This is a genomic window from Sediminibacterium sp. (assembly GCF_019264485.1).
GTDB lineage: Bacteria > Bacteroidota > Bacteroidia > Chitinophagales > Chitinophagaceae > Sediminibacterium.
This window is the reverse complement of record NZ_JAHVAA010000014.1, coordinates 214,806-226,866: the sequence shown is the minus strand read 5'-3', so window position 1 is coordinate 226,866 and position 12,061 is coordinate 214,806. Positions and strand designations below refer to the sequence as shown.

Sequence of the window (12,061 nt, the reverse complement as noted above, 5' to 3'; positions counted from 1 at the left end):
AGGTTGTCCTTAACGTAGATGATTGACCAGAAAAGGAGGCAGAGCGCTGCTCAGGTCAGGATTGATTTTTAGTGCCAAAAGCCAGATCGCCGGCATCTCCCAATCCGGGAACAATATATCCTTTGGCTGTGAGTTCATCATCAATATCCCCGCACCAGATATGAATATCATCGCCACATTCGCGGTGAATTAGTTCAATACCAACCGAACAGGCAATGGCAACCACTACATGAAATTCCTTAGGGGTGCCTTCGTCTTTCATATACTGAATGGTTTTTACAATAGAAGCACCTGTTGCCAGCATGGGGTCACTGATTATAACAATCCTGTCATCCAAAGAAGGGCAACTCATATATTCGAGACTGATCTCAAAAGAGCCGTCGCGATGGTGTTTGCGGTAGGCAGATACAAAAGCATTATCAGCCTTGTCGAAATAGTTCAGCATACCATTGTGCATGGGTAGGCCGGCACGCAGAATGGTAGCCAGCACAGGCTGCTGATCCAGTCGCTTGCTTTCATGAATACCCAGCGGGGTAGGCACTTCAACTATGCTGAAAGGCATGTGTTTGCTGATTTCATAGGCAGCAATCTCACCAATACGTTCCAGGTTCCGGCGAAAACGCATACGGTCGCCCTGGATATTGATATCTCTTAACTCGGCTACCCAGTTGCTCACAAGACTATGCTCCTGGCTAAGGTTTACAATCATAACTCGGGAATAAAGGTTGGAAAAGGCTTCAAAACTAAAATCTATCTGCTGGAATGAGAAATTTATGTTTAAATCTGTGAATCTCTTGCCAAAACTATTTTTGTGGGTATGTTCATTACTCCTCTTTTAACGCAATAAAAACAGGGAAAAACCTAATTTAGGTGAAATTAATAACCCTTATGCAAAAAATTGCCCTTGGTCTGGCCGTTTTGGTTTTCTTGACTGCCTGTAAAAATGATAAAAAAGAAAAAAGTTTTGATAACAGCAGTTATGAAACCGTAAAAGAATCTTTGGCTGAAAAAGAAAAAAATAACCCCCAACGTTTTTTAATCGTCAGTAACAGCGATCGCAAGAACCTGATTGGGCAAACAGTGGTAAAAGGGTCTATATCAAATAAAGCAACTGTATGCTGGTATAAAGACGTGGAACTGCGTCTTTCCTTTTACAGTAAAACAGGTGTAAAACTGGATGAAGGACTGGAAACGATTTATGAAAATATCGGCCCAGGCAAAAGCATCAAATTCAAAACCAAATATTTTGCACCCAAGGGAACAGATAGTGTAGCTATCAGTGTAAACAAAGCTACAGGCGATATTTCTGCAGCAGAATAATTTATTAAGCCATAGTACCTGATACAAATTCAAAACGATCTCCATCAAATAATCCCTTATCGCTTAGCTTCAAATGTGGTATTACGAGTAAAGCCATAAAACTTAAAGTCATAAAAGGAGCCTGTAAAGTTGAACCCATTTCTTTGGCCATGTGGTCAATATTGGTATAAGCTTCTGCTACTTTATATCCATCTTCTGTACTCATCAGTCCGGCAACAGGTAAACCCAATACCTGCTGCTCATCTGCTGTTGCATAACAGCTCACACCTCCCTGTTCTTTTATTACCAGATTGATGGCTGCTGCAAGGCTTTCATCATCTACGCCTACAGCCACTATATTATGACTGTCATGCGCCACCGAAGAAGCAATAGCGCCTTTCTTCAAACCAATATTTTTGATGAAACATTTAGCTACTGGTGCCTGGTGGTAACGATTTACAACCACCATTTTCAGGATATCATCGTTCGCATTTGTTGTCCATTGCCCGTTCATCAATGTCCCGGGAAGTGATAATTTATTGGTGATGAGCTGTCCTTCCAATGCTTCCATTACGGGAATAAACCCGCCTGATGAGGGGGAGCTGGTTTCCGGAATAATAAGATCGTTACTTGATACGGGTTTGCAGTCAAATTGATTGATAATAGTGGCATCCACTTTTTCAATCAATGTTTTTCCGTTTTTTGCCACAAGTATTCCGTTGATATAGGTTTCTAGTACTTCAAAAGTAGAAAGGTCTTTCACTACAATAAAATCAGCCGGATCTGTTTCCTGTAATAAACCGATAGGTAAACGATAATGAAGTACCGGATTAACACATGCTGCTTTCAATACATGAAATACATCAATTCCCTTGGCCACAGCTCTCGCACAAAGTTCATTGATATGTCCGGCCACCAAACTATCCGGGTGTTTATCATCACTGCAGAAAAGTGTATGATTGGGATGATCTTCCACCAGTTCAATCAATGCCTCAAAATTTCTGGCAGCACTTCCTTCACGGATGATGATTTTCATACCGTGTTGTAATTTGTCGATTGCTTCATCCAGTGTGAAACATTCGTGGTCGGTAGAAATGCCCGCTTCAATATATTGTTTCGCCTGTTCGCCCCTCAGGCCAGGAGCATGCCCATCAACAGGTTTACCCATTTTGTGTGAAGCAGCAATTTTTTTCATTACTTCAGGGTCCTTCATCAGTACGCCCGGAAAATTCATCATTTCGCTCAGGTAAACAATTTCAGGCCTTTGTAAAAGAGCCGCTACTGCTGAACTGTCAATGGCGGCACCTGCTGTTTCAAAAACAGTGGCAGGAACACAACTGGGTGCACCGAAATTAAATTTAAACGGTACTTTTTTGCCATTTTCAATCATATAATCAACCCCAGCCACACCACAAACATTGGCAATCTCATGCGGGTCACTTACCGTTCCCACTGTGCCATGAACCACGGCCAGTCTTGCAAACTCAGAGGGGATGAGCATACTGCTTTCAATATGAACATGGCTGTCTATAAAACCGGGTAAAATAAACCGATCAGGTACCTCGTTATTGTCTTCATGTTTTTCAATGGCACTGATTAGTCCGTCCTTTACCTGAACAGTGGCCGGATAGATTTGTTTTTTACGTATATCGACAAGTTGCCCCGAAACGCTGAAAGTGGTGTTTTGATACATGATACGAAGATAACAGATCTGCTGATGCACCAATAATTCCGGCACTTCCCCCGTTCATCATATCTTTTTTTTATTCAGGAGATGGTAGCGAAACTGTCTGTAAGTTTACAGACGATAGAAAACAAGATAAACATGAAAAAACAAATCCTGACCACCGGTCTCTTATTGTTGGTATTTTTTGCTTCTGCACAAACAGTTGAAGAAGTGATGACCAAATTTGAAGAGGCCAATGGTGGAAAAAATAAACTGAAAGCCATCAAAACACTTCAGATGGAAAGTGTGATGAAGATGAATATGATGGGACAAAGTTTTGATATCAGCCTGAATAGTATCCGTGAAAGAGGTAAACTTTTCCGCAGACAGATAGGTGGAATAATGGGCATGGGTAATTCATGGACCATGGTTACTGATACTGCAGGTTATATACTTATACCCGCCATGCCCAATTTTGGCGGTGGGGGAGGTTTTGGTGGCGGCCCCGGCGGTGGACAAGGCGGACAGAGAGGTGGAGGAAGTAACCAGGGGGCGTCGGGTAGCGGGGCTACGGTTACAAAAATGACTGATGACGATCTTCGCAAACAACAACATGAACTGGATTGTGCGGGTGTTTTTTCCATGTTGGTGGATTATGCCAAAAAAGGATATACAGCAGAATTGCTTGGCACATCGAAAGTGAATAAAGAAGAATGTTATAAAGTAAAACTGACCATGAAAGATGGTCTTACCGGCACTTTTTACATTAATAAAAATAATTTCCTTGTGCAACAGGTTGACGCAGCAGATGAAATGGCTGCTGCTATGACAGGTTTTGGCAGCATCATGCGAATGATGGGTGGAGGCAGACGTAGCATGAAAGTGTCTATTCAATACAGCGAGTACAAAGAAATAGCCGGGATCAAATTTCCGATGAAACAACTCATCAGCCTTGGCTCTGTTGAAACCCTGATTGAACACCTTGATATCAAACTGAATGAGCCGGTGGATGAAGTATGGTATAAAGTGAAATAAACAGAGAAACAGCGGAATATCCAATAATCAATTTCGAAGTTGGACATTCCTCAGTTTCTCTGTTCTGCTGTTTTACATTTTTCTTCGTAAATTCCCTATCCAATTTCAATACTGCATATGAAAAAACTTTACTGGCTGCTCTCTGCAGCTCTTCTGCTTGGTACTACAGTACAGGCTCAGAAACAGGATAATAAAAAAACAACCAATGCTGTTACTGCGGCAGATCCTTCCGCGGAATTTTTTTCCAAACTGAAATACCGACTGGCTGGTCCTTTTAAAGGAGGACGTAGTGCTGCGGTAGCAGGTAGTTATAAAAATAAAACCACTTTTTACTTTGGAGCCACAGGTGGTGGACTCTGGAAAACAACTGATGGAGGCAGCAACTGGAAAAATATTGGTGACAAATACTTGGGTGGTAATATCGGTTCAATTGCAGTGGCCCACACTGATGAAAATATTATTTATGCAGGTGAAGGAGAGAATACGGTTCGTGGTAATGTAGCTGAAGGATTAAATGGCATCTGGCGTAGCGATGATGGAGGACGTAGCTGGAAAAACCTGGGTTTAAAAGAAGGGCGTCATATCATTCGTATTATCATACATCCACGTGATCCGAATACGGTATGGGTGGCAGCATTAGGACATTTATTTGGGCCGAATGAAGAACGCGGTGTATTTAAAACAACAGACGGTGGCAAGAGCTGGAAGAAAGTATTATACGTGAATAACCAGACCGGTGCCTCAGACCTGGTTATTGATCCTGTAAATCCTAATGTGATGTATGCGGGTATGTGGAGGTTAATCCGTACCCCACATAGTCTTGAAAGCGGCGGTGAAGGAAGTGGTATTTATAAAAGTAATGATGGTGGTGAAACATGGACTAATATCAGTACTGCTAAAGGATTTCCCAAAGGTGTCTGGGGAATTGTAGGTGTGGCTGTGGCTCCGTCTAATACGGATAAAGTATATGCCATCATTGAAAATGCAAATGGTGGTTTATATACCAGTAATGATGCAGGAGAAACATGGACACTCGCGAGCAGCGATAATAATATTCGTCAGCGTGCATGGTATTACAGCAAAGTATTTGTTGATCCGAAAAATGAAAACCTGGTATATGCACTCAATGTAGGTTTTATGCGCAGTCGTGATGGAGGCAGAACTTTTCAGAGTGTAAGAACACCGCATAGCGACCATCATGATCTGTGGATTGATCCTGAAAATGGAAATCGTATGATTGTTGCCGATGATGGCGGCGGGCAGGTGAGTTTCGACGGAGGAGAGAACTGGAGCAGTATGGATAACCAACCTACCGGACAGTTTTACCGTGTGTCTACCGATAATGCACATCCTTATCGTATTCTTGGTGCACAACAGGATAACTCTACTATCCGAATGAGAAGCAGAACCGCAGGTGCCGGTATTACCGACCGCGATTGGGAAACAACAGCAGGTTCAGAAAGCGGTTATGTAGTAGCCGATCCATTGAATCCGGATATTGTATATGGAGGTAATTATGGTGGTTATCTGGCAAGACTCGATCACAGAACAGGCGAAAACCGTGCCATCAACGTTTGGCCCGATAACCCGATGGGTGCCGGTGCCGATGTTTTGAAATATCGTTTCCAATGGAATTTCCCCATTTTCTTTTCACCACATAATCCGAAACGACTGTATACAGCAGGTAACCATTTATTCGTAAGCGAAAATGAAGGACAAAGCTGGGAAATGATCAGTCCTGATTTAACTACCAATGATAAAACCCGTCAGGCATCAAGCGGCGGACCTATTACAAAAGACAATACTTCAGTTGAATATTATTGTACCATTTTCACCGCAACAGAATCCGGTTTGGAAAAAGATTTATTATGGACCGGCAGCGATGATGGGTTATTACATGTAAGTAAAGATGGGGGTAAGAACTGGGAAAATGTAACACCGGCAGATGCTGGTAAATGGATGATGTGGAACTGTATTGAAACAGATCCATTTAAAAAAGGAACGGCTTATGTGGTAGGAACAAAGTATAAACTGGATGATTTTACACCTTATATCTTTAAAACAGAAGATTATGGTAAAACATGGAAGAAGATTGTAAATGGAATTGATAAAATGCATTTCACCAGGGCCATGCGTGCGGATAAAAAAAGACCCGGTTTGTTGTATGCAGGAACGGAATATGGTATGTATATCAGTTATGACGATGGTGCCAACTGGAAAAAATTTCAGTTGAATTTACCTGAGACACCTATTACAGATCTTACCATCAAAGAAAATGATTTGATCGTTGCTACACAGGGTCGTGCATTTTGGGTATTGGACGACCTGAGTGTTGTTCAACAGATGAATGCAGCTGTACTTGATAAAAACCTGTATGTATTTGATGTAAATACCGTTTACAGATCGGAAGGTGGCGGAAGAGGCAGAAGAAATTTTGGCGGGGTAGTTACCAATATGGGAATGAATCCGGCTTCGGGCGTAGTTATTAACTATTACCTGAAAGGGGTAACAGATAGCGCCAGGGTCTCTGTCACTGTTTTTGATAAACAGTCGAAACCCATTCGCACATTCAGTAAAAACGCAAGAGAATTAACCGACAGGATAGAATTCAGTAACGGTATCAACCAGTTTGAATGGGATATGTTATATCCACCGGCTGAACGTTTGGAAGGACTGATTTTGTGGACTGGAGGTATTGGCGCCGCCAAAGCTGCCCCAGGAAAATACAAAGCTCGTATTCGTTATGGTAAAGACTCTGTAGATGTTCCTTTTGAAATTAAAGCCAATCCAAATTATGCCACTACAGAAGCAGAATACGACGAGCAACTAAGTTTTCTTTTACAGGTACGCGATAAATTCAGCGAAGTACAAAGAGCCATCAAAAATATCCGTGCCTTAAGAACACAGATGAGTGAATTTACCGGCCGACTGGATGGTAATAGAGAAATAAAATCTTTTGCAGACAGTATCAATAAAAAAATTACTGCTGTAGAAGAAGCACTCTACCAAACCAAAGCAAAAAGCAGTCAGGATGTATTGAATTTCCCTATTCGACTGAATGATAAACTTTCAGGTTTATACGGTGTTGCTTCCAGTGGACAAAACCCGCCAAGCAGGCAGGTGAAGGAAGCATTTGCAGAAATGGCCGGCCAGGCAGATGCTCAGCTGGCTAAACTAAAAGCTGTAATGGAAAATGATGTGAAAGCCCTGAATAAACTCATCAATGAAAAACAGGTGCCTGTAATCAATATTAAATAAGTAGTAAAAAAGTAAAAGCCACAGATTCACTTATTGAATCTGTGGCTTTTTTATATCCCAAATCCGACATCAGACATCAAATCCGGTCTTCTGTCTTTGGTACGTTGAACAGCTTGCTCATACCGCCACTCATCTACTTTTTTTGGATCACCCTGTAGTAATATATCAGGTACCTTCATACCTCTGAAGTCTGCAGGGCGTGTATACACCGGCGGTGCTAATAAATTGTCCTGAAAGGAATCTGTAAGGGCAGAGGTTTCATCATTTAATACACCGGGAATCAAACGGCCAATGGCGTCAACTACCACTGCTGCTGCGAGTTCTCCTCCACTCAATACATAATCGCCAATAGAAATCTCCATGGTTACATATTGCTGCCTGATGCGTTCATCAATGCCCTTATAATGACCACAGATGATAAGTATATTTCCTTTTAATGAAAGTTGATTGGCCATTCGCTGGTCAAAACGTTTACCATCGGGCGTCATATAAATAATTTCATCAAATGGCCTGTCTTTTTGCAATTCATCAATGGCATTGGCCAATGGTTCACACATCATAACCATGCCGGCACCACCGCCATACTGGTAATCGTCTACCATGCCGTATTTATTTACAGCCCATTTACGTAACTGGTGTATATGTACTTCCAGTAACCCTTTTTCCTGTGCCCTTTTCATAATACTGTGAGCGAATGGACTTTCGAGTAATTCGGGTAAAACGGTGAGAATTTGAATGCATAACATACAGCAAAGGTAAGAAAGAGATCGTAGGATAAATTATTGGAGGGATGAACCTTTCTCCTGTATTCATTACCATTTACCGACTCTGTAATAATTCGAAGGCTGACTGATGCAGTACCTGAAACCTGTTTGTTTGAGGTAGCCAGTTTGTCAGGTCCTTATTTAACCAGCTCAGAATATCCAGTATGGCTTTATGATTTTTCTCAAGAGCACTTAAATCATTACAAATCGGTTCATAATGGAAAATCCTGTTCCTGAACTTGCGTACATTCTCTAACTGGTAACTGATTTTATCTCTATGTTTTAGTTCAGCAGGTATATAAGGAAATGTATGCATTAGTGGTTTCCAGAAATATTTTGCATAGCGTTTATGAAATAATGAGGTCCAAAAACCAAATGTTAACTCAGCTACCAGTAAATCAGGCGTTGGTGTTTGTTGCCGGCTTATGATTTTTTTCGACGCCTTCTCTACCCGGTCATTTATACTGATGATACCACTCTCAAGTAACCAGCTGTCAGTTCCGAAATGCGCCGTGCACGAATTGTGTATGGCATTTCGTAGAACAATTTCTACAGTAGATAATAAGGGATAAAATGATTTCGAGATCTCGATATTTAACAGGTAATACGCAAACGCTTTTTCTTTATCGCCATGCAACAGCTGATAGTAAGTTTGCAAACGTTTTGATGAGAATAATATTTCCAGTTCTGAAATATGCACAAACGATATTTTTTTCTTTGAAAATAATTTTTTTCATAAATTTGTAGTGTTATGCCTGGTAACTCCTCTCTCCCCTGTGGGATGATGAAACCAGGTTTTTTGTTTTATATACCTCCTGTTTTTATATATCCGTTTGAAAATCAATTTCCTCAAAAAGGTGTTTGACAACAATTGCTTTTGTTTCCTGAAACCCGGGAGTAAAAAATATGCGGAAAATACGGAGTAGTTCTACCTGGCATAATCGTTCTGTTCAAACTAATTAGTAGGCTTCCTTTGAAATACAGAAATTAGATAAGGGTATTAATAGTAGAAGGTGGAAAGAATTAATCTGCCAAAAAATCGCCCAGGTCTCTTCTTTGTTTTTTAGTAGGTCTTCCAATTTTACTTAAACGTTTACCTGTTTGATAAGTAGCTGCTTCAAACTTTACCCGGTCCAATTCTTCGGCAGGAGTAATATCAATATAGAATTTTATCGCTTCACTGTATTGCACCCGGTGATCCAGTAATCCTGTTACTTTTACTACCCAGCGCTTGGTTTCAGTTTTTACTTCATATTCATCTCCCATACTTACGATACGGGATGCTTTAACGGCTGTTCCGGCCAGTTTTACTTTTCCTTTACTGCATGCGTCGCCCGCCTGGCTCCTTGTTTTAAACAAACGTATGGCCCAAAGGTATTTGTCGATCCGTAATTTTTCTTTCACTTCACTCATAACAAAAACAAAACAGGAGCAAATGTACATCTGCTCCTGCGCTTATTTATTTCCCTTCCGTATAATATTGATGGAAGTAAGGGATGGTTTCAATACCCTTATAAAAATTAAAAATATCGTACTTCTCATTCGGACTATGCAGGTTATCGCTGTCTAAACCAAAACCCATGAATACGATTTTCAAACCGAGTTCTTTTTCAAATAAAGCACAGATGGGAATACTGCCACCGCCACGAACAGGAATGGGTTCTTTGCCGAAAGTGGTTTCTATGGCTTTGGCTGCAGCGCGGTATTCATTAGAATCAATAGGAGTCATATACGGCTCCCCACCATGATGTTCATGTGCTTTTACGCTAACCCCTGCAGGCGCTATGCTGATAAAATAATCCAGTATTTTTTTGGTGATTTTTTCTGATGACTGATTAGGTACCAGCCGGCAGGAAATTTTTGCGTATGCTTTTGAAGGCAATACGGTTTTGGCACCTTCTCCTGTATATCCACCCCAGATACCATTTACTTCCAGTGTTGGACGAATACCGGTTCTTTCATTGGTGGTATATCCTTTTTCACCCCATAACTGATCAATACCCAGGTCGGTCTTGTATTCAGTTTCACTAAAAGGAGCTTTAGCCATTTTAGCACGTTCTTCAGCAGTAGCTTCTACCACATCATCATAAAAACCCGGAATAGTGATATGATTGTTTTCGTCGTGACAGGATGCAATCATTTTTGCCAGCATAGTAACAGGATTGGCAACAGCACCACCGTACACCCCGCTATGGAGATCGCGGTTAGGACCGGTTACTTCTACTTCAATATAACTCAGTCCACGTACACCAATATCAATGGAAGGATTATCCATGCTTAACATAGATGTATCGCTGATCAGTATTACATCGGCTTTTAATAATCCCTTATTTGCTTTTACAAAACTGGCGAGGTTTGGACTTCCAACTTCTTCTTCACCCTCAATCAGGAATTTTACATTGCAGAACAGGCTATTGGTTTGTACCATGGTTTCCAAAGCTTTTACATGCATATAAAACTGGCCTTTATCATCGCAGGCGCCACGGGCATAAATTTTTCCTTCTTTAATTACCGGTTCAAAAGGGCCGCTGTGCCAAAGTTCTAATGGGTCGGCAGGTTGTACATCGTAATGACCATATACCAGAACGGTGGGTTTATTCGGGTCAATTATTTTTTCTCCATAAACTATCGGGTGACCAGCAGTGGGGTAAATATGGGTGCTGTCTGCACCGGCATCTTTCAAGCTTTTTTCAACAGCTTCTGCGCAACGAATCATGTCGTCTTTATGTTCGCCCCGGGCACTTATGCTTGGTATGCGGAGCAGGTCGAGTAATTCATTCAAAAAACGATCCTTGTGTGCTTGTTGATAATCTTTCCAGGCTTGCATGGCAATGGTATTTGTATGAGGGTGCAATTTAGGATAACCTATTAAGAGTTGATGTTTTTTTCCAACAGAAATGAGTTGATATTGCTGAATTTGACATATGGTTACAATCCAAAAATATTTTTATAGCTGATGTTTCTTGTCAGAAATAATATTCTCAAGTGTCCACGCTATTTTTTGTTCAAAAGGATTTTGTCTTTCAGCGCAATCTTTATTGCAAATCCTGCAACTGAAAGGCAAACAACCATCTGTGTGAACAAACAATTCAATCGAATCGCCAAATTCCTGTTTAATCAATGCCGAAAGGCTATCAATCTCTTTGTGTGCCTCATGTATGTTGAGGTACCAGGGTACGGTAAGATGACAATCCACATGTAATAAGCTACCATATTTAATAACACGAAGATTATGAAGGTCGATCCAGTTAATACTACGATGATTGTTCAGCACTTCAATAAATCGCCCCAGTATTTGCATATCGGCTTCATCCATAATACCCGCCAATGATGAACGAATGATTTTATAACCATTATAAATGATTAGTATACTCATGGCAAAGGCAATCAGTTTGTCAAGCCAGTATAATTGTGTAACCAGTATAATAATCAAACCGGCTATAATACCAAGTGTGGAGTACGTATCTATTTGTAAGTGCTTTCCACTGGCCTGTAAGGCGAGAGAATTATTTTTTTTGCCAATGTTTAAACAGACAGAGCCTGCAACAAAATTTATAAAAGCAGTGGCACCCACCAGCCATAAGCCGGTATCTAATTGATGAACAGGTTCGTTGCGGAGTATATTGGCCACTGTTTCATAAATGATCATAAAGCCGGCTGCAACAATTAATCCGCCTTCTACGGCAGCTGAAACGAACTCGGCTTTTCCGTGCCCATAAGGATGTTCGAGGTCTTTGGGTTTTGCGGCAATATATAAACTGTATAATCCGATAAAACCTGCAATTACATTCACAATACTTTCCAGCGCATCTGATAAAATGGCAAGCGAATGTGTAACATAATAGGCCACAATTTTAGCAAGAAATAATACCACACTCAGCATGCTGATCCATAACTGTACCCTGAAATTTTGTTGTGCTGCGTTCAACTCCGGTCTTTTTATAAAGATAGTTGTCTGTTTAGAGATGCCCAACCCCGAATTTTTATAACCGGTCCCGACGACTCTCATCTTTACGTATCTTTCAACATTAAACCACTA

At 41.0% G+C, this 12,061-nt stretch carries 10 protein-coding genes; 3 read left to right on the top strand and 7 right to left on the bottom strand.

Annotated elements, in window-relative coordinates:
- Positions 1–55 precede the first annotated feature (55 nt).
- The gene (gene upp, locus KXJ59_RS12430; protein WP_295205052.1) at positions 56–709 is read right to left on the bottom strand and encodes a uracil phosphoribosyltransferase; all 654 of its coding nucleotides are present in this window, start codon (positions 707–709) and stop codon (positions 56–58) included.
- Between the two features lie 179 nt (positions 710–888).
- Here upp and KXJ59_RS12425 point away from each other — a divergent pair, with 179 nt between their 5' ends.
- Positions 889–1,320: a hypothetical protein gene (locus KXJ59_RS12425; protein WP_295205050.1), complete on the top strand. Its 432-nt coding sequence runs from the start codon at positions 889–891 to the stop codon at positions 1,318–1,320.
- A gap of 4 nt (positions 1,321–1,324) precedes the next feature.
- Here the strand turns inward: KXJ59_RS12425 and ade are convergent, their stop codons facing one another.
- Positions 1,325–2,992 carry an adenine deaminase gene (gene ade / locus KXJ59_RS12420; RefSeq protein WP_295205048.1) on the bottom strand — a complete coding sequence of 556 codons (1,668 nt, stop codon included), beginning with the start codon at positions 2,990–2,992 and terminating at the stop codon, positions 1,325–1,327.
- Positions 2,993–3,124: 132 nt separating this feature from the next.
- On the opposite strand from ade, the gene KXJ59_RS12415 reads away from it, so the two are divergent.
- Both KXJ59_RS12415 and KXJ59_RS12410 read left to right on the top strand, forming a co-directional pair.
- On the top strand, positions 3,125–4,000 hold the full coding sequence (locus KXJ59_RS12415) for a hypothetical protein (RefSeq protein WP_295205046.1): 876 nt from the start codon (positions 3,125–3,127) through the stop codon (positions 3,998–4,000).
- Positions 4,001–4,117: 117 nt separating this feature from the next.
- Entirely contained in the window at positions 4,118–7,258 is a 3,141-nt protein-coding gene (locus KXJ59_RS12410) for a hypothetical protein (RefSeq protein ID WP_295205045.1), read from the top strand.
- Between the two features lie 50 nt (positions 7,259–7,308).
- Here the strand turns inward: KXJ59_RS12410 and trmD are convergent, their stop codons facing one another.
- The 5 genes from trmD to KXJ59_RS12385 form a co-directional block, all read right to left on the bottom strand.
- A complete protein-coding gene (gene trmD, locus KXJ59_RS12405; RefSeq protein WP_295205043.1) occupies positions 7,309–8,004 on the bottom strand; it encodes a tRNA (guanosine(37)-N1)-methyltransferase TrmD in 696 nt (231 codons plus the stop codon).
- Between the two features lie 73 nt (positions 8,005–8,077).
- Complete coding sequence (locus KXJ59_RS12400; protein WP_295205041.1) at positions 8,078–8,722, bottom strand: hypothetical protein; 645 nt, start codon at positions 8,720–8,722, stop codon at positions 8,078–8,080.
- A gap of 323 nt (positions 8,723–9,045) precedes the next feature.
- Positions 9,046–9,435 carry an RNA-binding S4 domain-containing protein gene (locus KXJ59_RS12395; RefSeq protein WP_295205039.1) on the bottom strand — a complete coding sequence of 130 codons (390 nt, stop codon included), beginning with the start codon at positions 9,433–9,435 and terminating at the stop codon, positions 9,046–9,048.
- A gap of 46 nt (positions 9,436–9,481) precedes the next feature.
- Positions 9,482–10,849 (bottom strand): dipeptidase, encoded by a 1,368-nt coding sequence (locus tag KXJ59_RS12390; protein WP_295205037.1) that lies wholly within the window; start codon positions 10,847–10,849, stop codon positions 9,482–9,484.
- Positions 10,850–10,969: 120 nt separating this feature from the next.
- Positions 10,970–11,950 carry a cation diffusion facilitator family transporter gene (locus tag KXJ59_RS12385; protein ID WP_295205035.1) on the bottom strand — a complete coding sequence of 327 codons (981 nt, stop codon included), beginning with the start codon at positions 11,948–11,950 and terminating at the stop codon, positions 10,970–10,972.
- Positions 11,951–12,061 lie beyond the last annotated feature (111 nt).